This is a genomic window from Streptomyces bugieae, from assembly GCF_036352915.1.
Classification (GTDB): Bacteria; Actinomycetota; Actinomycetes; order Streptomycetales; family Streptomycetaceae; genus Streptomyces; species Streptomyces endophytica.
Genome location: NZ_JAZBJP010000013.1, coordinates 92,064 through 113,699 on the forward strand (window position 1 = coordinate 92,064; position 21,636 = coordinate 113,699).

The following is a 21,636-nucleotide window of genomic DNA, read 5'->3' on the forward strand; positions in this document are numbered from 1 at the left end:
CACCGCGACCCGAGCCGCATCCACCCCGCCCGGCCTCCTCAGCCTTGAATCCCGGTTCCAGATTTGCGATCCCCACGCCTATGCCCGCGCGGGGTGATGCCTCCCCGGTTACTCGCCGAACCGGGATCCGAGCATCTCGCCCGTCGCATCCGGCCGGTCGGTCCGCACGTGATACGCGCCGCTGGTCACGGTGTCCTTCGGTGTCAGTACCAGCTTCACCCGATGGACCGACGCCTTCGACACCGAGGCTTCCGCACCGGCCGACACCACCCATGCCTTCACCCCGGCCCTGCCCTTGCCCTCCTTGCGCATCTCCACCGAAAACTCCAGCTCGACCGGTCCCACCTCAAACCGCGGACCGGTACCACTGCCGGCTGCTGCCTCCACCAACTCCGCCCGCAGATGCTCCACTGCCTCCGCGATCCCGATCTCTTCAGCCACCTCGACCCCCTCCCTTTCGAAGTCACACGACTGCCGTGCTCACCGAACAGCGCACCCGCGCAGACGACCCACCCCAACCGAGTAGTTCCCGCCCCCCTTCATGCGCCAACAAATGAACGGAACTCGCCAAGGCGCGCACCATTTGTGATCGCATATGAACCTGGCGTGCAAGATGAGCGCCTTGAGAGTCGCGAGGTGGCTGCCCTAAAGCCGTGGAGCCGACCGCCCCAGCCACGACGTACCCCTTCTCTGACAGCAGGCGACTGATAGTTCAGCGCGCGGGACGGGCACTGGCCGGGCTGGAGCGGGGCGGGGCGGAGACAGGAGCGCAGGCCCGGCCGGGGGTCGGGCCGCGCGCGGCGAGCGGAGCGAGCCGCCTTGAACTCGAACTCGTAGAGAAAGTTGTTACTCAGGCATCCGACGGGATGTGCCAGAGCGGGGCCTGGTACTGCTCCGGGCGGCGGCTGAGGAGTAGTGCTCTGAGGTCTTGGCGCTGGTTGCCGCTCAGTCCGAAAGCTTCGGTGAGCCGGCGGAACGTCGTGTGCGTGATTCCTCGGCGCCGAGCATCGGCCTCGAACTCGTCGAGCTGGTGGACAACGGCTTCCGGATCGAGCTTCTGGGTGGGTTGGCTGCCGAGCCAACTGGCCTTGTTGCGCTCGTAGTCGATTTCGGAGAAGCCGCAGATGTCCCGGCTGTGCTGCTCGACCTGGTGCAGATTCTCCGTGGCGAGGATGGCCCGGGCGAGTTGGTTGCGGGTCAGGGCCTCGTCGAGATCGGCCTCGTACACGACGGGGCCTTCGTCCGTGAGCGGGACCGGTAGGCCGGCGTCTCGTACTTCGCACAGACCGCGGGCGCCTCGTGCGGTGGCGGCCAGCATGGCCGTTGCCTCGGAAGGGTGCCACTCCAGTACCGAGCTGACGGGCGTGACGTGCTCGGCGGTGAACGTCAGGACAACAGGTCCCATGCGGTCGCGTAGGGAGTCGGCGGGGAGTTCGCCGTCCAGGCCGGGGCCGGCGACCAGGAGCCGTACGGGGAAGTTGAGTTCGCAGCATGCTGCGAGGGTGAGCGCGTCGGCGAGTGGGCTGCGGAGGGTGGGCTCGTCGCCCTGGGCGAGGATGTCGCCGCCGACGTCCAGGAGGTCGATGGAGTCGGGCTCCAAGTGCTGGACGAGCTCTTCGAGTTGGCGAACCATGCCTTCGGCGCCGTGGTGGGGGTCGATGAGCGCGAAGGTCTGCGGGAGCTCAGCCGCCAGTCGGGGGAGCGTCGAGCCCGCGGGAGCAATCGGTGTCGCGTCGGCGGGCACCGTCTGGACGCTTCGGGTGAGAGGGCGGAGACCGGTGAAATTGGCCGGCCCTCTCGGGCCCGGGACGGGGTCGATCAAGAGGCGGTCCCATGCGTAGGTGAGGACCACCGCCGGAGCCTCGTCGCCATAGAGGGCGGCGTTCAGCATCGCAGCGGCGACCGCGTCGCCGCCTCCTCCCGCTGCCACGATCAAACGCGTCACATGCGTCAGCGTACGGGCTGCGGGGCGGGAAGCCCTGCTCTGGCCTTCGTCAGTTCCCACCCTTGCCCGCCGCCGGCCTCTCGGACGTGCACTTCCACGATCTGACGTGCACTTCCACGATCTACGGCACACGGGCAACACACTCGCCGCGACCGGCGGCGCGACCACCTTTGAGCTGATGCACCGCATGGGGCACTCGTCCGTGCGTGCGGCGTCGATCTACCAGCAGCTGCAACACCTGGTCAACGGTCGTGATCAAGCGATTGCCGATCACGTGGACGAGCAGATCCGGCGGGCGAAGCCGGACCGGAGCGGCTCGCACGGGTCGTCTGGCACGTAAGTGGCACGATCCCGGCGGTCCCGTATCCGCAGCAGAAAACGATCAAGGCCCAGGAATCCGAGTTCACATCGGATGACCTGGGCCTTTGTCGTTCTGCGTAAGGAGTGGGCACAACAGGATTCGAACCTGTGACATCTGCTTTGTAAGAGCAGCGCTCTACCGCTGAGCTATGCGCCCTGGCCGAGCCGACAGACTACCTTGCCGTCGGGGTTGGTCTGCAATCCAGTGGGCGAAGTGCGAACTTACCGGCCGGTGTGTTCGTTTCCGGTGGGTGCGAGAATGACATTCGGTCCTGGGGCGATCCGATCGGGAGAGGGAAGTGACGGCGACACATACGCAGCCGCTTGAGCAGCGAGAACGTCGTCGTGCGCGAGGTGGCCCGGTCCGTGACGTGGTGGGGCTGATGTTGTTGCCGTTGCCGCTGGTGGCTGCGGTGGCGACGATGTCGTTCGCGGGTGGCGGCACGCGTCGGTGGTTCGGGCGCGGGGAGAGTCAGCGGGCCGACGCACAGGCCGCGAAGGACGCCGCGGCCGCGGCGTTCTACGAGCTGGACACCGCGCAGCGGGATCTGCGGATCACCATAGAGACGATCACCGCGGTCGACAGTTCGCCGCGGGCGCGCCAGGCCGCGCAGGATTACGAGGACTTCGGGCGGCGGATCGACGAGGTCAGCCAGGCGTACATCACCGCGGTCGACGCCCATGACCTGGACCGGGACGATCTGGACGGCGGTGCGGTGGCGCGGGCGCGGGCCGATCTGACCCGTGCCAAGGACGAGCTGAACCGGGTGAAGGGTGAGCTCGACCGGTTCGCGCAGGGGCTGGCGCCGCTGCTGCAGACCGCCGAGACCCAGCTGGCGCAGCTCGCTCCCGCCGTCGAGCGGGCCCGGCAGGCGCTGCTGGCGGCGAGCAACGCGCTGGACACGGTCCGTGCGCAGGATCTGCGGGCGGACGAGCTCGCCGCCCGGCTGGCCGCGCTCGGCCCCGAGCTGACCAAGCTCAACCAGGGCGCCGGGCAGCACGGCGTCCAGGAGACGATCCGGCGCGCGGACGACGTGCAGCGCAAGGCCGGGGAGATACGGGCCGAGGCCGAGCGGCTGCCGGCGCGAGCGGCGGAGATCGACAAACGGCTGGTGTCATTGCGGACCCGGGCGCAGGCGATCACGACGCGGGCCGGGAAGGTCGAGCCGATCCTCAGCGAGCTGCGCCGGCGCTACAGCGCGGCGTGCTGGCAGGACCTGCAGCACGTGCCGGAGCAGGCCGCGCAGTCCGTCGAGCAGGCCGAGGTCAAGCTGCGGGAGGCGCAGCAGGCGCGGGACGAGCAGCGCTGGGCGGACGCGACGAGCCGGCTGGCGACCGTACGGGCGTTGCTGGACACCACCGACGAGGCGGTGTCGGCGGCCGGTGACCGGCTGCAGCGGCTCGATGCGGTCTCGTTCGACCGGCAGAAGGAGGTCGACCGGACGCGCTTCGCGATCCGGGACGCCCAGCGGCTGGCGATGGCCGGACGCAGCACCCCGGACCCCCGGCACGCGCAGCCGCTGGACGACGCGGTGGCGCGGCTGGACCGTGCGGTCGCGGGCCTGGAGGGGCGGCATCCGGACTGGTGGCACTTCCTGACGGAGACCGAGGCGGTACGGCGGACGGCCGCCCGGGTGGTGCAGGAGATTCGTGAGGCCCGGGGCGGTACGGGGACGGGCGGCTGATCTCCGTACGGGGAGGGTCGGCTGGTCTTCGTACGGGACGGCCCAGCTGATCTCCGTACGGGACGGCCCAGCTGATCTCCGTACGTGGCGTGGCGGCGTCCGCCGTCAGCCGCCCGTATCCACACCGCCCCGCCCCGCGTCAGTCCCACTCCCCTACGCGGCCACCCCCGTACCGCCCGCCCCCTCAACGCGTCGTCCCGGCCGGGGCCGCGCCATGGGAGCAATGGCGCGATGCGGCGGGTGGGCGGATCCTGGAGATTGGATTGAGTACGGCCCAGGCGGTACCTCTTGCAAAGGAGGCCGGACATGGCTACTGGGGCTCCTGGCCAGGCTCTGCCCGGGGGGCGGTTCCACCGGGCGAAGCGACACACCCGGCTCGATGAGCATCTGCCCGTGGACCACGGGCTGAGCAGGGTCTACCGCATCGGCGCCGGCGTGATGGGCCTGATATTGCTCGCATTCGGCGTCCTCGGACTGACCCACAACATCGGCTTCTTCGACACCGGCGGCGACATGGTGGCCGGGCTGCAGACCAACGGCGCCCTGAGCGTGCTGTCGATCGTCGTCGGAGTGATCCTCTTCGCCGGCATGGTGATCGGCGGGAACTTCGCCTCGAACCTCAACCTCATCTTCGGCATCCTCTTCCTCCTCAGCGGGTTCGTGAACCTGGCGCTGCTGCAGACCGACGCGAACTTCCTCGCCTTCAAGATCCAGAACGTGCTGTTCAGCTTCGTGGTGGGCCTGATGCTGATGGTCTTCGGGATGTACGGACGGGTCAGCGGCGGCCTCCCGTCGGACAACCCGTACTGGCGCGCCCGGCACCCGGAGGAAGCGGAACGCTTCGACCGCGGCGAGTGGCATCCCGTATCCGGTATGACGGCCGGACGGCAGGCGATGCTCGTCAAGATCCAGGGTGCGTCGCACGCCGGGCGTGGTTCGTTCGGGCCCGGGACCAGCGGGAGTGGCATCCGCCGCAGTACGGCCACCGAGGCGCACGGCCCCGCCGGAGGCGGTGACAGTAGTGGCAGCGGTCGCGGTGGCACCAGCGGTACCGGGCCGGGGGCGTCCGGCCGGTCGAGCGGAACGAGCGGATCCAGTAGGGCGGGCGGCGCGAGCGGTTCCGGCGGCAACGAGCCGTGAGCCGACCGTGAGCCGGCGTCGCGCGGAGGCGTCAGGGCGTGCCGAGGAGGGATCGGGGTTCGGCACGCCCTGACGTCGCACGCATCGGACCTCGTACGGCCCGGCGTCGGACGCATCGGACGTCGTACTCGCACACATCGGTTGTCGGACACATCGGACGTCGTACGGCCCGGCGTGGCACGCACGCATCGGATGGCGTACGGCCCAACCCGACGCCGCGCGCCCCGAGACGCATCGAGTGGCGTACGCGTCGGACCCGTCGGACCGGAGGCCAGGCAGAAGCAGGGAGTGGCAGCATGAGCCGGTCGGGGCAGCCCGCCCCCGCCGCGGGGAGCGGTGTGCAGCACGCGGCGGTCGAAGCGCTCGCCAAGCGGATCCTCAACGGCGTCTACGGCGAGGGCGAGTCCCTCGTCATGCCGGAACTGATGGCGGAGCTGGACGTCAGCCAGACCGTACTGCGCGAGACGGTCAAGGTGCTGACCACCAAGGGACTGCTCGGCACCGATCAGCAGCGTGGGACGTTCGTCCTGCCCCGGGCGGAGTGGAACCTGCTGGACACGGACGTACTGCGCTGGAAGCTCGCGGCCGGTGTGTCCTCCGACTTCTTCGCGGACGTGCTCGAACTGCGGCGTTCCATCGAGCCGGCCGCGGCCGCGCTCGCCGCGGAGCGCCGTACCGACGAGGACCTGGCGGCCCTGGACGCGGCGCTGAGCACCATGGCGGCGACCGACGACGATCCGGAGCTGCTCGTCCGCGCCGACGCGGACTTCCACACGGCGCTGCTGATCGCGTCGAACAACCGGTTCTATGCGCAGATGCACCGGGTGATCGTGCCGGTGCTCGTCCAGCGTGACCGGGCGGTGCTCGGTGCCGACGGCGCCTTCGAGCACCCGCACGCGGTGCACGCCACGGTCCGCGACGCGGTGCGGGACCGGGACGTGGACGGCGCGTACATGGCGATGCTCGAACTGCTGGACAAGTCGGCACGCGAGCATCCCTAGGCACGCGCACGGACCGCTGTCGCCCGCCCGCAGCACTGCGGTTGCTCGCCCATACCTCTGCGGCCCGCCCGTACCGCTCCTGCTCGCCCGTACCGCTGCGGCTGCGGCTCCTACCGCTGCCGCTACGTCTCGCTCTTCCGCCACCGCGCAGCTCCCGCATGCCCTGCCGCCGCCCCGTTACGCCCCTCTCCGCACGGGGCAGGAACCACCGTCACGGAAGCCATCTCGCAGAAACCACCGTCACGGAAACCAACGAAAACGGCACAGCCTCAGCCCAGCCCCCGCCCCGGCCCCACCGGGCCGGCCCACCGCTCCGGAGGGATCCGCATGAAGATCAGCCGTATCGAGACCTTCCTCGCTCCGCCGCGCTGGATGTTCGTGCGGGTCGAGACCGATGAGGGGCTGGTCGGCTGGGGTGAGCCGGTGGTCGAGGGGCGGGCGGAGCCGGTGCGGGCGGCCGTGGAGGTGCTGGCCGAGTACCTCCTGGGCCAGGAACCGGAGCGGATCGAGGACCACTGGCAGGTCATGACCAAGGGCGGGTTCTACCGCGGCGGGCCCGTCCTGTCGTCCGCCGTCGCCGGGCTGGACCAGGCGCTGTGGGACATCAAGGGCAAGCGGCACGGCCTGCCCGTCCACCAGCTGTTGGGCGGACCGGTCCGCGAGAAGATCCGGGCCTACGCATGGGTCGGCGGCGACGAACCGGAAGCCATCCGCGACGCCGTCACCGCACAGGCCGAGGCCGGCTTCACGGCCGTCAAGATGAACGGCTGCGGCCGGATGAGCCCGGTGGCGACCCGCGCCGAGGTACGGGCGTGCCTGCAGCGTGCCGAGACCGCACGGGAAGTCCTCGGCGACGACCGGGACTTCGGTCTCGACTTCCACGGCCGGGTCTCCCCCGCCAATGCCCGCAGGCTCCTCCCCCTGCTGGCCGAGCACGCACCGATGTTCGTCGAGGAGCCGGTGCTGTCCGACTACATGCAAGCCCTCCCTGATCTCGTCAACGCCTCCAACATCCCCCTCGCACTCGGTGAACGTCTCTTCACCCGGCGGGAGTTCCTGGCTCCGCTTCAGGCCGGGGTGGCGATCCTCCAGCCCGACATCTCGCACGCCGGGGGCATCTCCGAACTCCGCCGGATCGCCGCGCTCGCGGAGACCTACGGGGCGCAGCTCGCCCCGCACTGCCCCCTCGGGCCGGTCGCCCTGGCCGCCAGCCTCCAAGTCGCCTTCACCACCCCGAACTTCCTCATCCAGGAGCAGTCCCTCGGCATCCACTACCACCGGGACGCGGAGCTGCTCGACTACGTCGTGGACCCGGAGCCGTTCCGCTTCCACGGCGGCTCACTGCTGCGGACCGAACGTCCCGGCCTCGGCGTGGAGGTCGACGAGGCCGCCGTACGGGCCGCCGACGCGCGCGGACACGCCTGGCGGAACCCGGTGTGGCGCCATGAGGACGGATCGTTCGCCGAATGGTGACCGGGACGGTGAGCCGAACGGTGGGCCGAATGGTGACCCGGACGGCGAGTGAACGGTGAGCCGAACGGTGAGCCGGATGGTGCCCCGGACGATGAGCCGAACGGTGAGCCGGATGGTGCCCCGGACGATCAGCCGACCGGTGAGCTGAATGGTGACCCGACCGGCGCCGTATTGTCCGGCGCGCCTGTCAGTCCGGACCGGAATAATCGGAGTCGGAGGCAGCACCCGCGCGACCGGACGACCCACCTGCCTGGCATCTGCCGGGCGGGAACGGGAGAAAGTAGGAAACGCCATGGACTTCAGCACAGCGCTCCGCACCGAGCGGCTGGTCGCCATCATCCGGGGCAGTGACGCGGAGGCGTCCTTCCGTACGGTCATGGCCCTCGCGGAGGCGGGGCTGCCGCTGGTCGAGATCTCGCTCAGCGGGAAGGACGCGCTGGGCGTCATCCGGCGGGCGCGCGCCGAGCTCGGCGATGCCGCCTGGATCGGCGCGGGCACCGTCCTGACCGGCGGCGACGCCCGGCGCGCCGCGGAGGCGGGAGCGAACCTCATCGTCACGCCCGGTCTGGGGGCGGGGCTGGAGGAGTCCGTCCGGCAGGGGCTGGCGACGCTCGCCGGGGTGCTGACGCCGTCCGAGGTGATCGCGGCCGAGGCGCTGGGTGTCTCGGCGCTGAAGCTGTTCCCGGCGTCGGCGGGCGGTCCGGCGTATTTGCAGGCGCTCCGCGCGCCCTTCCCCGAGCTGCCGTTCGTGCCGGTCGGCGGGGTGGACGCGGCGATCGCGCAGGCGTACTTCGACGCCGGGGCGGTGGCCGTGGGGGTGGGCTCACCGCTGGTCGGGGACGCGGCGGACGGCGGTGATCTGGACGAGCTGCGCAAGCGCGCGGCGGAGTTCCGTGCGGTATGCGCCCGATGACGGGAGGAGTCCCGGTCGCAGGAGAGGGCTCGGCGGCCGGGGAGGCGGGCCCGGGGCCGGGGACGGAAGAGGACGCAGCGGGCCCGGGGGCGTCGGCGGAGGAGGCGGAGGCAAGCGCGCGGCCGCTTCCCCCGGCGCGGCCCGGCCGGCCCGACGTCCTCACCTTCGGCGAGACCATGGTCGCGCTGCGCGGCAGCGGACCGCTGAAGCTCGGCGGCACGATGGAGGTGTCCGTCGCCGGGGCGGAGAGCAACGTCGCGATCGGCCTGGCCCGGCTCGGGCACGCCGTGCGCTGGGCCGGCGCGGTCGGCGACGACGAGGCCGGGCAGCTGGTGCTCCGTACGCTGCGGGCCGAGGGCGTCGGGGTGTCCGGCGCCACCGTCGATCCCGGTGCGCCCACCGGGCTGCTGATGTTCGAGCCGCGGCTGCCCGACGTCACCCGCGTGCACTACTACCGCGCGGGTTCGGCCAGCTCCCGGCTCACGGCGCACGCGGTCGAGGCCGCCTTCGACGCCGCGCCGCCGCGCGTCCTCCATCTGACGGGCATCACCCCGGCCCTCGGCCCCGCGGCCCGCGCGGCGTCCCGGCACGCCCTCGAACTGGCCCACCGGGACGGCTCGTTGATCTGCCTCGACGTCAACTTCCGGGCCCGCCTGTGGACCGCCGAGGACGCGGCGGCCGTGCTCCGGCAGTGGATGCCGTTCGTGGACGTGCTGATCGCCTCGGACGACGAACTCCCGCTCTGCCTGCCGGAGGGGGCGGGCGGGGCGGGCGGGCCCGGAGCCGGACGGGTCGCCGCGCTCGCCGAGCGGGCCGCGCCGCTGCTGGACCTGGGCGTCGCCGAGGTGGTGGCGAAACTGGGCGCGGACGGGGCGGCGGTCTTCACCGGCGAGGGGGCGCTCCACCGGCCCGCCACACCGGTCCGCGCCGTGGACGCCGTGGGTGCCGGGGACGCGTTCGTGGCGGGATACCTCTCGGCGCTGCTGGACGGCGAGGGGCCCGCGGAACGCCTGGAGCGGGCCGTCACCACCGGCGCGTTCGCGGTCGCCTCGCACGGCGACTGGGAGGGCGCACCGACCCGTGCCGAGCTGGGCCTGCTGGGCGCGCCGCCCGGCACCGTCGTGCGCTGACCGGCGGCGCGGCTAATCTGTGGCCATGCCTCGTTACGAATACCGGTGCCGCCCCTGCGGCTCCACCTTCGAGCTGAACCGGCCGATGGCCGAGTCCTCCGCCCCGGCCGTCTGCCCGGAAGGCCACGAGGACACCGTGAAGCTGCTCTCCACGGTCGCCGTCGGCGGCTCGGCGGCCGCCCCGGCCCGGAGCGCGCCCAGCGGCGGGGGCGGCGGCTGCTGCGGGGGCGGCTGCTGCGGCTGACCCGCCACGGCCCGCCCCGCGGCGGGCCGTACGTCATCCCGTCGGCGGGCGGCCGGTCGGCTGCCCGCCCGTACATGCCCGCTACCGCTTGCGGGCCAGCGTCACCCCGTCCGCCACGGTGAGCATCACCGCCTCCATCCGGGCGTCCGCCTGCACATGGTCGTTGAACGCCCGGATCGCCAGCGCCGATCCGGTGGCCGCCGGGTTGACGACCTCGCCCTTGTAGAGGACGTTGTCCGCGACGATCAGGCCGCCCGGCCGCAGCCGCGGTACCAGCTCTTCCCAGTACGCGATGTAGCCGCCCTTGTCCGCGTCGAGGTACGCGAGGTCGATGTGCGGTTCGGCCGGCATCGCCCGCAGCGTCTCCAGGGCGGGCGCGATCCGCAGGTCGATGCGGTCCGCGACGCCGGCGGCGGCCCACGCCTCCCGGCCGTACGCCGTCCACTCCTCGGAGATGTCGCAGGCGACCAGCGTGCCGTCCGCGGGCAGCGCCTGGGCCATGGACAGCGCCGAGAAGCCGGTGAACGTGCCGACCTCGACCACGTGCCGGGCGCCGATCAGCCGTACCAGGAACGCCAGCAGCGCCCCCTGCTCCTCGGCGGACTGCATCCCCGCGGCGTCGGGGAACTTCTGGTGGGTGAGGTCCACGATCTCGCGCTGGGCGGGGTTCAGCTGCGGGTTGTGCGCGAGGACGTAGTCGTACATCTCCGCCGTGATCGGCGTGCTCTTGGACTCGGCCACTGGCTCTCCTCCGGATCAAGGACGGTGTCGGCCGATCACCGGAACTGCGGCCGACCGCCCTCGCGAGACTAGCCGAGGTCCGGGGCCGCCCCGCGGTTATCCACAGCCCCGAGGAAGGCCCGGACGATCTCCTCGCCCGCGGCGGCGCCCCGGGCGTCGAGCGCGGTGACGTGGTCGGCCCGCCAGCCGGAGTCGGCCAGTTCGCCGTGGCCCGGCCGCCAGCCGCGGTCCGCGGCCAGCAGCAGGTCCGCGTCGAGCAGGGAGTCACCGGCGGCGAGCACCTGGGACGCCCCCGTACGGCGGGCCACCTCCGCCACGGCCGCGCTCTTGGTCAGCGGCCGGGGCACGGCGTAGATCTTGCGGCCCTGCAGGGAGACGGTCCAGCCGCGCTCCTCCGCCCAGCGGGCGAGCTCCTTGACCCAGGTGTCGGGCAGCAGCGGCCGCTCCACAACGAGGTAGGCGAAGAGGTCCTCGGCGACCCGCTCCTTGAGCAGCCAGGCGGGGTCGGCGGTGCGGACCAGGTGTTCCCGGACCTCGTCCAGCGGCGCGCACTGCGCGGCGAGCCGCTCGGCGACCGTGCGCCGCCAGTCCGGGTCGGACTCGCCCCGGACGAGCAGATGGCCGCCGTTGGCGCAGATCGCGAACTCCGGTGGCGGGCCGGGCAGATGGATGCGGCCGTACTGCTCGCGGGTGCGGGTGGTGGTCGGCACGAAGGTGGTGCCGGCGGCGAGTTCGGCGAGCAGCCCGGCGGCCGTCTCCGTCATGTAGGAGAGCGGTGCGCCCTGGTAGACCTCGACGCACAGCAGCCGTGGGGCCGCCGCGTCGGGCATGGCCAGGCCGAGGGCCGCGGCCGAGTAGATCAGCGTGCGGTCGAGATCGCTGGCGACCAAAAGAGGGGCAGCGCGCAGCGCTTCCGGGGAAGGGTGGTGGTGGGCGAGGGGCCGGCCGCTCATGAGGAGACCACCGCCTTGCCGTCGGCACCGGTGGCGCCGCGGGTGAAGCGCGGGTGGATCAATCCCACGCAGGTGTAGGGGAGTTCGTCGACCTCTTCGACGGGTACGCCCCGTTGTTCCGCCAGGAGACGGACATGGTCGAGGTCGGTCCCGGCGCCGCGGCGGGCCAGGATCTTCCAGGGGACCCGGCGCAGCAGTACGCGGGTGGTCTCGCCGACGCCGGGCTTGACGAGGTTGACGTCGTGGATGCCGTACTCCTCGCTGATCCGCTCGACGGCCGTCCAGCCCTCCCAGGTGGGGGCCCGGTCGGCGCCGGCCAGCTCCTTCACCTCCGCGGTGACGTCCTCGGCGACCTCGTCGAAGCAGGCGCCGACCGCGTCCAGGAAAGCCCGCGACACATCGGCGCCGGCCAGTTCGCGGTAGAACTTGGCGCCGTGGAAGTCGTCCGGGCCGACCAGGTCGTCGCGCAGGACCGTGCGCGATATGAGGCCGGAGACGGTGGAGTTGAGGCAGGCGGACGGGATGAGGAAGTCGTCGCGGGTGCCGTAGGTCTCGACGCAGCCGCCGGGGTCGGCGAGCACGGCGATCCGGGGGTCGAAGCCGGGGAAGTCCGCCAGGGCCCGGGCGAGTTCGCGGGTGATGGCGCCCTTGCCCGTCCAGCCGTCGACGAAGACGACGTCCGCCGGGTCGTGGTGGGCGGCCAGCCAGCGCAGTGCGGTGGTGTCGATGCCCCGGCCGCGGACGATCGAGACGGCGTAGTGCGGCAGGTCGAGGCCGTGTGCGTGCCGGGCCCAGCGGCGCATCAGCACGCCGACGGGGGTGCCGGCCCGGGCCAGGGACACCAATACGGGGCGGGGGCTGCGCTCGGCGAGCACGGTCTCGGTGACGGTACCGACGGCGCGCGCGATCCGGCGCGCGGAGCTCTGCAGCGCGCTGTGGAACAGCGCCTGGTAGCGCTCGCTCGGCTGGTATTCGACCGGCAGCGACTCGGCGTAGTGGGCGCCGCCGCGCTGGATCGCCTCCTCGCGTTCCTCGGTGGGCGCTTCCAGGGTGACGTCGGAGAGGTCCTGCAGCAGCCAGCCGACCTCGTCGGCGTCGTAGGAGGAGAAGGCGGGGCCGCGCAGCGGCTCGGGCAGGGGCATGGGGGCGGCCTGGGGTTGCGGGGCGTACGAGGGGATGACGGCGAGCAGCAGCCGGTCGGTGTGGCCGGCGAGCCGGTCCAGCAGCCCTCCGGCGGCGTGTAGTTCGGGGCGGTCGCCGTGCGAGTCCACCACGGCGACGACGGCGTCGAAGCGGCGGGCCGGGTCGCTGCCGGCCGCGACGTTGTAGGCGTACCGCTCCCCCGGGCCGTCGGCGGGCCGGTCGTGGGCGGGGAAGGACAGCCGGGTGCGTATCGCGTAGCCGGGGTCGTCCACGGCCAGGACGGGCGAGCGGGTGGTGGTCGAGAAGCGGACCTCCGCGTCAGCGCCGAGGTGCGGTTCGAGCGCCCCGGCCAGCCGCAGCGGCGCGTACATCAGCTCCTCGTTGCCGAGGACGAGGACGCGGCGGGCGCCGTCCAGATGCGGGGCGAGACGGGCCGCCAGGTCGGGGAGTACGGCCTCCAGGCGGGCGCGGTGCGCCGGGGTGAAGCCGTGCCGCCCCCCGTCCGGCAGCCCGGCGGGCCAGCCGAGGTCGACGCGTACGGCGTCCGCGCGGCCGCCGGCTCCGTATCCGGGCGGGCCGTGTGGAGCCGCCGGTACCGGCTGCGTGCGGGCCTCGTGCTCCGCGACCAGCGCCTGACCGCGGGCCAGGACGTCCTCGGGAAGGCGTACGCCCCCCGCGGCGAGCGTCACGAGGTCGACCCGGGCGCCCAGTTCCGCCGCGAACTCCTCCAGCCGGCCGCGGTCGGCGTCGGAGCGCATGTCGACCAGGGCGACGACGACGTAGTGGTCGCGCGGGAAGCGGGTGTGCAGCGCGCTGATGGTGTTCAGGACCGTCCGGCCGGTGGAGAACTCGTCGTCGACGAGCACCAGCGGCCCGTCTCCCGCGAGGAGTTGTGGGTCCTCGGGAAGCAGCAGGTGCGAGGTGGCGTGGCTGTGCTCCTCCTCGAACCCGGCCTGGTGGGCCACCCCTTCGACCGGCCGGCGGGTGGAGTGCAGATACGGCGCGAGCGCCAGGCCGTCGGCGACGGAGTGCCCGAGGCCGGTGGCGGTCTCGGCGTAGCCCAGGACGACGGCGCGGGCGGCCGCCTCGTCACCCAGCAGCGTGCGCACCCGGCGCCCCAGGCCCACACCGGCGCCGTGCACCGCGTCCGGCCGCTGCGGCACGTGCTTGCCCAGCACGTTCGAGACGAGCAGGTGGGCCCGCTTGGGGTTGCGCCGCAGCGCGAGTCCCAGCAGGCCGGTCAGCTCGTCCCCGCCGCTCAGCGAGACGCCGAGCCGGCCGGCGACCCATTCTCCCGTCCAGACCACGCGTTCCGTCTCCTCCGTCGTACCGTTCATGTCGTTCGCCGTGTCCCAGGTCCCAGGTGGTGCTCAGGTCTGCGGCAGGCTCGCCGTCAGCAGTTCCACGAACCCGATGCCCTCCCGCGCGACGCCGAACGCCTCGGCGCGCAGCAGGGTGCGCTCCGCCCAGGCGCGGTGCGGCTTCACCTCATTCATCTTGTTCGTGTACGCCGAGCGGAGCACCCCGCCGTCGCAGCGTTCCGGCCGCAGGATGTCGGCCGCGTCGCTGAACTCCTCGTGGCTGACGACCGAGAGGGCGTGCACCGGCGCGACGTGCGAGGGGTGGATGCAGGTCTTGCCCTGCAGGCCGTTGGCGCGGTCCAGTTCGATCTCGCGCAGCAGGCCGTCCATGTCGTGCTCGATCAGCGCGGTGCGCAGCTCCTCGGCGCGGCCGAGGAAGGGCGAGCGGCGCAGCTGGGGCTTGAACATCCGCTCGTGCAGCCGGAAGTACTCCCAGACCGGACCGGTGACGGTGAATCCGGTGCCGTCCGCCCGGCCCAGCACGTTGACCACGTCGGCGATCACGGAGGCCACGATCTGGACGTCGTACGCGGTCATGTCGGGCGCCCTGCGCAGCCCGTAGGCGGAGCAGAAGTCCGTGACGCCCAGCCGGAGGGCGAGGACGCGGTCCCGGTATTTGTCGACGGTGCGGGCTATGCCCTGGAGCGTCTCGGGACGGCTCTCCAGGTGGAGCAGTTCCGGGGACTCCAGTACCGGCATCGCGAACAGCCGCCGGTCGCATACGGACTCGGCCGCGGTCAGCGCTTCGAGGAACGGCACGCCACGTTCTTCGGTGAACTTCGGAAGTACAAATCCGGACAGCCGGCGCACGGCCGGTCCGATACGGCGGATCAGATCCGGAATCTGCCCGGGCGCCCGTACGCGGATGAACAGCAGCGGCAGGTCCGTGCCCGCCTCGGCCGCCTCGTCGAGCAGTCCGAGCTGCCGTACGAGGTTCTCCTCGCCGGCCGCGACGTCCCCGTCGCTGATGGAATCCTCCAGACAGAGCACCATGGACAGCACGCCGCGCCCGGCCTGTTTGAGGACATCGGCGGCGAGTCGCGGCCGGGTGGCGGGGCTGTAGAGGGTGGCACCGAGGGCGACCGCGAGCGTGCGGGCCGGGGAATCGGCGGTGAACTCCACCGGCTCCTGGTGGAACAGTGTCTTCCGGATGTCGGGCGGAAGATGCCCAAAATGCCGCATATAACTCCCCGATTACCTGCGGGACCCGGGCACCCCCGCTGCGTCTCGCTGTCTGGATCCAGCCGGTAATCGTACGTCTGTGGGGGTGGGGTTGGTTCCCACGGGCGTGAAAATCACGTAACCCTCGTGAGGCGCCCGGGTGTCGGGACGGACGCCCGACGCACCGGCTCGCGTGCCCCGCGTTGTCCCTGCCACCTCCGGGAAGGCAGGATTGCGGCATGACGCACGCGATGTTGAAAGGGTCGAACGTACCCCTCGACGCCACGGCCGTCCGGGCCGTCCTGCGCTGGACACCCGGCGCCGACGTCCCCGACGTCGATGCCTCGGCACTGCTGGTGGGGCCCGAGGGGCGCGTGCGTTCCGACGAGGACTTCGTCTTCTACAACCAGCCGCGGCATCCCAGCGGTCTGGTGCGGCATCTGCCCAAGGCCCGGCTCGACGAAAGTCTGGCCGAAACCATCGAGGCGGACCTGGCCGGCCTGGATCCGTCGATCGACCGGGTCGTACTGGCCGCATCGTCCGACGGCGGTGCCTTCGCGGGCGTAGCCGACCTGCGGGTGCTGCTGTACGACGCGGCTGCGGGCGACGGTGAGCCGATCGCGGTCTTCGACGTGGAGCCCGAGACCGGCGACGAGACCGCCCTGATCTGCGGGGAGTTGTACCGCCGTGCCGAGTCCTGGAAGTTCCGCGCCCTGGGGCAGGGGTACGAGAGCGGCCTGACGGGCCTGGCGACCGAGTTCGGCATCTCGGTGGAGGACAACGACGGCGCGGCCGGCGGCGACGCGCCCGCGGATGCCGGGGCAACGGCCCCCGCGGCAGCACCGGAAGCGGCGTCGTCCGCCTCGGACGCCACGACGGCGGTCGCCCCGTCCCCGCGGAGCGAGCCGGCCCCTGCCGACGCCGTCACCCCGCCCCCGAGCACCTGGCCCGAAGGGGCGTCCGGCCCGGGAGCCGCGGCGGACGCGGAGAGCTACCCGCTGGCGGACCCGGAGGCCGTCACCCAGCACGTGGCGGACGCGATGCCCGAGCCGTTCTCGGCCGCTCCGCTGCCGCCGCCCGGCGCCGCACCCCAGGCACCCGCGGCCGCGCCGACGACCGGCGGCGGTTACGGCTACCCGGCGCACGTCCCGCCGCCGCCCACCCAGCCCCCGGCCCAGCCCGGCTACGGCTACCCGGGCCCGCCGCCGCAGTACGCACCGCAGCAGCCGCCCGCGTACGGCTATCCGCAGCAACCGCCGCCCCCGGCCCCGGCGTACGGCTACCCGACCCAGCAGTACCCCGCGCCGGACCCGTCCTTCGTGCTGCCGCCGCAGGGCCCCCAGTTCCAGCGCCGGTAGCCGACGGCCGGCCGACCGGGCGGGGTGCGGGTCAGACCTTGGACTTGTACCCGCGCCCCCACTGGAGCCCCCAGCCGTACAGCCGGTCGAGCTCCGCCTGGAAGCCGTAGACGTACTTGACCTCGCGGCGCACCGTGAGCTCGCCCTTGGCGTTCTCCAGCGTGAAGATCGCGCAGGACCGGGCCTGCGGCGCCCGCTCGTCGAGCTTGACCTCCACCCGCGGTCCGCTGCTGGGATAGAGCGTCACGACCGCATGCGTGCGGTCGAAGGCCGGTGTGCCGTCGTAGATGTAGACGAAGATCAGTAACCGCTTGATCTCGTCGCGGTGGTCCAGGTTGATGTACAGCGTCTCGCCGGAGCCCGAACCGAACCGGTCGTCGCCGCTGAGCTGGACGAACGGCGGGCCGTTGAGGTCGCCGAGGAAGTTGCCCAGCGGCTGCACCACGCCCTTGGTGCCGTCCTTCAGCTCATACAGGCAGGCCAGGTCCAGGTCGACGTTGACCACGGCCGGCCCCTGCGCCTGGACGATCTCGGGCTTGAACAGCTTGCCCGGGTGCCGCAGCAGCCCGCCCCTGCCCTGCCCGACCCGCTCGTGGAAGTCGGAGGTCCGCATCTGCCAGTGCAGATTGACCCGCAGATGCCCGGCCGCCGCGCCCTGCTTGGTCAGCGAGATGACCGGACTGCGTTTCGTCAGCTCGACGACGTACGACGCCCCGCCGCTGTCGAAGTCGTATTTCTGGGCGCCACCGCGCCACAGGTTCCCCAGGAACGACACCTTGCCCACCCCATTGTTCGGCCCCAATTACCGCGGGGCGGCCCGGGGTCCATACCCCATGGCCGCCCCGCAGAGAGCGTTCCTCAATCAGACCCGCGTCACACTCCGGACACGACTTCCTGTTCGGCTCCGGAGGTGTCGCCCGGCTTGCCCTCGCGCCGGTTGCGGATCACCGACGAGGCGAACGAGAGGCCGATCAGCGCCACGCCGATCATGCCGGTGACGACCTCGGGGATCTCGTACTTGATCGAGGCGAGCAGGATGACGGCGAGCGCGCCGATGGCGTAGTGCGCGCCGTGCTCCAGGTAGACGTAGTCGTCGAGGGTGCCCTTGCGGACCAGGAAGACCGTCAGCGAGCGGATGTACATCGCGCCGATGCCCAGGCCCAGCGCCATCATGAAGATGTCGTTGGTGATGGCGAACGAGCTGATGACGCCGTCGAAGGAGAAGGACGCGTCGATGACCTCGAGGTAGAGGAACATGAAGAACGCGGCCTTGCCGGCCAGGCCGAGCGCCGAGCCGGCGCCCTTCGTCGCGGGCGTCGCGGCGGCCGCGGTGGCCTCCTCGCCGTCCTCGTCCTCGTCGTCCTCCTCCAGCTTGCCCTCGAAGTAGCCCGAGATGCCGCCGACGACGAGGTACGTGATCAGGCCCGCGACGCCGGACAGCAGGACCGTGGCGGTCTTGTCACCACCGCCGTGCGCGACGTTCGTCGCCACCGTCATCGCGCTCACCAGCAGGGCGACCAGCGCGATGATCACGGAGAGCATGTCGAGCTTGCCCATCTTGGCCATCGGCTTCTCGATCCAGGAGAGCCACTTGTAGTCGCGCTCCTCGAAGATGAAGTCGAGGAAGATCATCAGCAGGAACATCCCGCCGAAGGCCGCGATGGCCGGGTGGGCGCTGGTGACCAGCTCCTGGTAGTGCACCTTGTCGTTGAGGGCGAGCTTGACCGCCTCGATCGGCCCCAGCTTCGCGGTGATCGCGACGATGACGACCGGGAAGACCAGCCGCATACCGAACACGGCGATAAGGATGCCGACGGTAAGGAAGATCTTCTGCCAGAAGGCGTTCATCTTGCGCAGGATGCCTGCGTTGATGACGGCGTTGTCGAACGAGAGCGAGATCTCCAGAACGGACAGGATCCCGACAATCGCGAGCCCCTGCCACCCCCAGAGCACGCCGGCCAAGGCGAGACCGACCACCGTGATGGCGAACGACCAGCCAAAGGTTTTCAGGAGCACTGCCTACCCAATCCCTCGCTGTGTGGGTCCCCCGCGCGCAGCGCGCGGCGCTTTACGAAACGTTGACCCCGAAGTCTAGAGCGATGCCCCGCAGACCCGACGCGTACCCCTGTCCTACCGCCCGGAACTTCCATTCGCCGTTGTAGCGGTACACCTCACCGAAGATCATCGCGGTTTCGCTCGACGCGTCCTCGCTCAGGTCGTAACGGGCGAGTTCACTGCCGTCGGCCTGATTGACGATTCGGATGAAAGCATTGCTGACCTGGCCGAAACTCTGGCCCCTCAGATCCGCCTCATGGATCGAGACCGGAAAGACGATCTTGTCGACCTGCTCGGGGACCTGCGAGAGGTCCACCAGGATCGACTCGTCGTCGCCCTCGCCCTCACCGGTGAGGTTGTCACCGGTGTGCTCGACGGAGCCCTCGGGGCTCTTGAGGTTGTTGTAGAAGACGAAGTACTCGTCGCCCAGCACCCGGCCCTCCCGGCACAGCAGCGCGCTGGCGTCGAGGTCGAAGGGTGCGCCGGTCGTGGACCGCGCGTCCCAGCCGAGGCCGACCATGATCTGGGTGAGATTCGGCGCGGCCTTGGACAGGGAGACGTTGCCCCCCTTGGCGAGCGTGACACTCATCGTTCGCTTCCTCCCCGGTGTCGTACGGGCCCGCCCTGGCGCGGCCCGGGTCCTTCACGCGCGCCCGGCGCCGCACTCCCCGGACGGGGCGTACGGCGCCGGGCGCGGTCACTCTCCTGGCCGGGCGGCCACCGCGGCGGCGCTGCCCGGCCGAACGTCGGCGATCGGCTCGGGGCCGATCAGACGTTGACGCCGAAGTCCTGGGCGATGCCGCGCAGGCCGGAGGCGTAGCCCTGGCCGATGGCGCGGAACTTCCACTCCGCGCCGTTGCGGTACAGCTCGCCGAAGACCATGGCGGTCTCGGTCGAGGCGTCCTCGCTCAGGTCGTAGCGCGCCAGCTCCTTGTCGTCGGCCTGGTTGACCACGCGGATGAAGGCGTTGCGGACCTGGCCGAAACTCTGCTGGCGGGTCTCGGCGTCGTAGATCGACACCGGGAAGACGATCTTGGCGACATCGGCCGGCACGGCGGCGAGGTTCACCTTGATCTGCTCGTCGTCGCCCTCGCCCTCGCCGGTGATGTTGTCACCGGTGTGTTCGACCGAACCGTCCGGGCTCTTCAGGTTGTTGAAGAACACGAAGTTCTGGTCGTTGGCCACCTTGCCCTGGTCGTTCGTCAGCAGGGCGCTGGCGTCCAGGTCGAAGTCCGTACCGGTGGTGGTACGCGCGTCCCAGCCCAGACCGACGACGACCGCGGTCAGATTGGGGGCTTCCTTCGTCAGCGAGACGTTGCCGCCCTTGCTGAGGCTGACTCCCACGAGTCCTCCCGTAGATTCGAGGGGTACGTAAAGATTTGCGCCCCCATCGTGCATGGCATCGGATCAACGAATTGATCCTAGTGACCGGTTCCCACCGATTGCAGATATCGCACCCGGATCGGTGCGGATGTCGGCGCGGCGGGACCGGCGGGTGGGAGAGCGCCCCGGCTCAGAGGGTTTCGAGGGCCTTGACGTAGTCGTTCAGGTCGCGGGCGTCGGGCAGGCCGTTGACGACCGTCCAGCGGACCACGCCCTCCTTGTCGATGACGAAGGTGCCGCGCACCGCGCAGCCCTTCTCCTCGTCGAAGACGCCGTAGGCGCGGGAGGCCTCGCCGTGCGGCCAGAAGTCCGACAGCAGCGGGTACTCCAGGCCCTCCTGCTCGGCGAAGATGCGCAGCGAGAAGGGGGAGTCGTTGGAGACGGCCAGCAGCTGGACGTCGTCGTTGACGAACTTCGGCAGCTCGTCGCGGAGGGCGCACAGCTCGCCGGTGCACACGCCGGTGAAGGCGAACGGGTAGAAGAGGAGGACGACGGCCTTCTCGCCGCGGAAGTCGGAGAGCTTGACCAGCTCGCCGTGCTGGTTCTTCAGCTCGAAATCCGGAGCCTTCGTGCCGACCTCGATCGCCATGGGGGTGCTTCCCTTCCGCTCACGCTCTACAGAACGCGACCACCCTACGCGCCGGGGCACCCCTCCGGGGACCCGACCTGAACGGGTCCGAGCCCCCTCCGGAACAGGGCGGAGGGGGCTCGGTGGCGAGTGAGGGGCCTGCGGCTCAGCGCTTGCCGGACTTGGGCGTGACCAGCCGGCTGCCCGTCCAGTCCTTGCCCGCGTTGATGCTCCGGGTCTGCGACAGGCCCGCGGTCTGCGCGGCTTCGTTGATGTCGCTGGGCTCGATGTAGCCGTCACGGCCGGTCTTGGGCGTCATCAGCCAGATCTGGCCGCCCTCGTCGATCAGACCGATGGCATCCACCAGCGCGTCCGTGAGGTCGCCGTCTTCATCGCGGAACCACAGCAGAACGACGTCGGCCACATCGTCGTAGTCCTCGTCGACGAGATCCTGGCCGATCACGGTCTCAATGGCTTCGCGGAGATCCTGATCGACGTCATCGTCGTAGCCGATCTCCTGGACCACCTGTCCGGGCTCGAACCCCAGCCTGGCGGCAGGGTTGGTCCGCTCCTCCGCGTGGTCCGCGGTCGCGCTCACGGATTGCCTCCTGTCATGTTTCGGAAAATGCTCGGGGACCCCGCGCGTGCGCGGAGCATTGGGCGTAGTCCACACGGGCCGGGCGGATCGCGCAAGTACCCGGCGGTCCAGACCGCCGAAACGGTGACGTTTGGCGGCGTCTCGCCGCAACCGCGACCCCCGGAAGACAGGGTGAAGTGATTCACACCACAGCGTTCTGCGGGGTTTATCGGGTAGTCGCGCGTGACTGGTCCCTTCGGGGGGTGGCCGGGCCCGGTACCGGATCTCATTTCGGAGGGCGTACGTCCGTACGCGAAGCACTTTCCGCATGGGCGTATGGTTGCGATTTGGCCGACGCGAGAAATCGGCCCTTTCAGCGCCATCTCTCAGCGGATGGTTACCCATCGGTAGAGGTGACGTATCGCTGTGGCTCGGTACACGATGG

The 21,636-nt window shown here is 71.1% G+C and carries 20 protein-coding genes, 1 tRNA gene and 1 pseudogene; 9 read left to right on the plus strand and 13 right to left on the minus strand.

Annotated elements, in window-relative coordinates; all coding sequences use genetic code 11:
* Positions 1 to 108 precede the first annotated feature (108 nt).
* Together V2J85_RS21340 and V2J85_RS21345 are read right to left on the minus strand one after the other, a co-directional pair.
* The gene (locus V2J85_RS21340) at positions 109 to 441 is read right to left on the minus strand and encodes a trypco2 family protein (RefSeq protein WP_261951764.1); all 333 of its coding nucleotides are present in this window, start codon (positions 439 to 441) and stop codon (positions 109 to 111) included.
* 409 nt (positions 442 to 850) lie between these two features.
* The gene (locus V2J85_RS21345) at positions 851 to 1,891 is read right to left on the minus strand and encodes a DUF1152 domain-containing protein (RefSeq protein WP_419836819.1); all 1,041 of its coding nucleotides are present in this window, start codon (positions 1,889 to 1,891) and stop codon (positions 851 to 853) included.
* A 157-nt stretch (positions 1,892 to 2,048) separates the two neighbouring features.
* On the opposite strand from V2J85_RS21345, the pseudogene V2J85_RS21350 reads away from it, so the two are divergent.
* Positions 2,049 to 2,285 (plus strand): annotated as a pseudogene (locus V2J85_RS21350) (site-specific integrase); the annotation flags it as partial.
* Between the two features lie 105 nt (positions 2,286 to 2,390).
* Here V2J85_RS21350 and V2J85_RS21355 read toward each other — a convergent pair.
* Positions 2,391 to 2,462 (minus strand) — tRNA-Val (locus V2J85_RS21355).
* A gap of 142 nt (positions 2,463 to 2,604) precedes the next feature.
* Between V2J85_RS21355 and V2J85_RS21360 the strand changes: the two genes are divergently transcribed.
* The 7 genes from V2J85_RS21360 (at position 2,605) to V2J85_RS21390 (ending at position 9,891) form a co-directional block, all read left to right on the plus strand.
* Positions 2,605 to 3,990 (plus strand): coiled-coil domain-containing protein, encoded by a 1,386-nt coding sequence (locus tag V2J85_RS21360; protein WP_330822470.1) that lies wholly within the window; start codon positions 2,605 to 2,607, stop codon positions 3,988 to 3,990.
* A 306-nt stretch (positions 3,991 to 4,296) separates the two neighbouring features.
* Complete coding sequence (locus tag V2J85_RS21365; protein WP_330822471.1) at positions 4,297 to 5,130, plus strand: DUF4383 domain-containing protein; 834 nt, start codon at positions 4,297 to 4,299, stop codon at positions 5,128 to 5,130.
* 296 nt (positions 5,131 to 5,426) lie between these two features.
* Positions 5,427 to 6,131 (plus strand): FadR/GntR family transcriptional regulator, encoded by a 705-nt coding sequence (locus V2J85_RS21370; RefSeq protein ID WP_330822472.1) that lies wholly within the window; start codon positions 5,427 to 5,429, stop codon positions 6,129 to 6,131.
* A 327-nt stretch (positions 6,132 to 6,458) separates the two neighbouring features.
* Complete coding sequence (dgoD, locus tag V2J85_RS21375; RefSeq protein WP_330822473.1) at positions 6,459 to 7,604, plus strand: galactonate dehydratase; 1,146 nt, start codon at positions 6,459 to 6,461, stop codon at positions 7,602 to 7,604.
* 292 nt (positions 7,605 to 7,896) lie between these two features.
* Positions 7,897 to 8,517 carry a bifunctional 4-hydroxy-2-oxoglutarate aldolase/2-dehydro-3-deoxy-phosphogluconate aldolase gene (locus V2J85_RS21380; protein ID WP_261951758.1) on the plus strand — a complete coding sequence of 207 codons (621 nt, stop codon included), beginning with the start codon at positions 7,897 to 7,899 and terminating at the stop codon, positions 8,515 to 8,517.
* Complete coding sequence (locus V2J85_RS21385) at positions 8,514 to 9,647, plus strand: sugar kinase (protein WP_330822474.1); 1,134 nt, start codon at positions 8,514 to 8,516, stop codon at positions 9,645 to 9,647. Before V2J85_RS21380 ends, V2J85_RS21385 begins: the two co-directional genes overlap by 4 nt.
* A gap of 25 nt (positions 9,648 to 9,672) precedes the next feature.
* Entirely contained in the window at positions 9,673 to 9,891 is a 219-nt protein-coding gene (locus V2J85_RS21390) for an FmdB family zinc ribbon protein (RefSeq protein ID WP_030806040.1), read from the plus strand.
* 81 nt (positions 9,892 to 9,972) lie between these two features.
* Here the strand turns inward: V2J85_RS21390 and V2J85_RS21395 are convergent, their stop codons facing one another.
* From V2J85_RS21395 to V2J85_RS21410, 4 genes are all read right to left on the minus strand, one after another.
* On the minus strand, positions 9,973 to 10,596 hold the full coding sequence (locus V2J85_RS21395) for an O-methyltransferase (protein ID WP_261957143.1): 624 nt from the start codon (positions 10,594 to 10,596) through the stop codon (positions 9,973 to 9,975).
* A gap of 104 nt (positions 10,597 to 10,700) precedes the next feature.
* Positions 10,701 to 11,585: an HAD family hydrolase gene (locus V2J85_RS21400; protein WP_419836818.1), complete on the minus strand. Its 885-nt coding sequence runs from the start codon at positions 11,583 to 11,585 to the stop codon at positions 10,701 to 10,703.
* Complete coding sequence (locus V2J85_RS21405; protein WP_330822475.1) at positions 11,582 to 14,065, minus strand: phosphoribosyltransferase; 2,484 nt, start codon at positions 14,063 to 14,065, stop codon at positions 11,582 to 11,584. The genes V2J85_RS21400 and V2J85_RS21405 overlap by 4 nt, the downstream gene beginning before the upstream one ends.
* A 33-nt stretch (positions 14,066 to 14,098) precedes the next feature.
* Complete coding sequence (locus V2J85_RS21410) at positions 14,099 to 15,271, minus strand: HpcH/HpaI aldolase/citrate lyase family protein (protein ID WP_261951755.1); 1,173 nt, start codon at positions 15,269 to 15,271, stop codon at positions 14,099 to 14,101.
* A 218-nt stretch (positions 15,272 to 15,489) separates the two neighbouring features.
* Here V2J85_RS21410 and V2J85_RS21415 point away from each other — a divergent pair, with 218 nt between their 5' ends.
* Positions 15,490 to 16,608 (plus strand): TerD family protein, encoded by a 1,119-nt coding sequence (locus V2J85_RS21415; protein WP_261951754.1) that lies wholly within the window; start codon positions 15,490 to 15,492, stop codon positions 16,606 to 16,608.
* A 31-nt stretch (positions 16,609 to 16,639) separates the two neighbouring features.
* On the opposite strand, the gene V2J85_RS21420 is transcribed toward V2J85_RS21415, so the two are convergent.
* The 6 genes from V2J85_RS21420 to V2J85_RS21445 all read right to left on the minus strand — a co-directional run bounded on the left by V2J85_RS21420 (position 16,640) and on the right by V2J85_RS21445 (position 21,212).
* Positions 16,640 to 17,383 carry a TerD family protein gene (locus V2J85_RS21420; RefSeq protein ID WP_261951753.1) on the minus strand — a complete coding sequence of 248 codons (744 nt, stop codon included), beginning with the start codon at positions 17,381 to 17,383 and terminating at the stop codon, positions 16,640 to 16,642.
* Positions 17,384 to 17,481: 98 nt separating this feature from the next.
* A complete protein-coding gene (locus V2J85_RS21425) occupies positions 17,482 to 18,624 on the minus strand; it encodes a DUF475 domain-containing protein (protein WP_330822476.1) in 1,143 nt (380 codons plus the stop codon).
* 52 nt (positions 18,625 to 18,676) lie between these two features.
* Positions 18,677 to 19,252 (minus strand): TerD family protein, encoded by a 576-nt coding sequence (locus tag V2J85_RS21430; RefSeq protein WP_261951751.1) that lies wholly within the window; start codon positions 19,250 to 19,252, stop codon positions 18,677 to 18,679.
* A 179-nt stretch (positions 19,253 to 19,431) separates the two neighbouring features.
* Entirely contained in the window at positions 19,432 to 20,007 is a 576-nt protein-coding gene (locus V2J85_RS21435; protein ID WP_261951750.1) for a TerD family protein, read from the minus strand.
* Positions 20,008 to 20,176: 169 nt separating this feature from the next.
* Positions 20,177 to 20,635: a peroxiredoxin gene (locus tag V2J85_RS21440; protein WP_261951749.1), complete on the minus strand. Its 459-nt coding sequence runs from the start codon at positions 20,633 to 20,635 to the stop codon at positions 20,177 to 20,179.
* 145 nt (positions 20,636 to 20,780) lie between these two features.
* Entirely contained in the window at positions 20,781 to 21,212 is a 432-nt protein-coding gene (locus tag V2J85_RS21445; RefSeq protein ID WP_030414571.1) for a DUF3052 domain-containing protein, read from the minus strand.
* Between the last annotated feature and the right edge of the window lie 424 nt (positions 21,213 to 21,636).